The sequence below is a fragment of the Eubacterium sp. AF16-48 genome, assembly GCF_003479405.1.
Taxonomy (GTDB): Bacteria; Bacillota; Clostridia; order Lachnospirales; family Lachnospiraceae; genus Eubacterium_G; species Eubacterium_G segne.
On record NZ_QUHB01000025.1, the window covers coordinates 1 to 467 of the forward strand.

At 33.6% G+C, this 467-nt stretch carries 1 protein-coding gene; it reads right to left on the minus strand.

Annotation, left to right across the window (positions count from 1 at the left end):
- Window positions 1-278: hypothetical protein (locus DWW68_RS13250; RefSeq protein ID WP_147365704.1), on the minus strand; the 278-nt coding region annotated here is incomplete at its 3' end.
- Window positions 279-467 lie beyond the last annotated feature (189 nt).

The following is a 467-nucleotide window of genomic DNA, read 5'->3' on the forward strand; positions in this document are numbered from 1 at the left end:
TCACTGTCAGATGGTTTACTTGTTGCATTGATTTCCGCAACAGATATATTGCGTCCATAAGCATCATACTCATAAAACGTATATCTATACGGTGTACCGTTTTTATTATCTATTGCCTCAATTATGTTTCCTTCTCCATCATAGATATATTCTGTTGAATTTATCTCATTTCCGTTTGCATCAAATGAAGACTTCTTAACATTATTTCCATAAACATCATATGTAAATGTCAGGTATGAACCGTCACCATAAGTTTCCTTTATTTTCTGTCCGTTCATGTCATATTCATATGTTGTTTCAATACTTCCACTACTAGTTTCATCCTTTATGGATAATACCTGTTCTGTACCGTTTGTTGTTGTTTTTGAAACACTTCCCAGCGCATCTGTTACCGTATTTCTATAATATCACTGCATCAAATGTCATTTCAACAACAACCTTTTCCAATCTGTTCTACCTCCATTTTT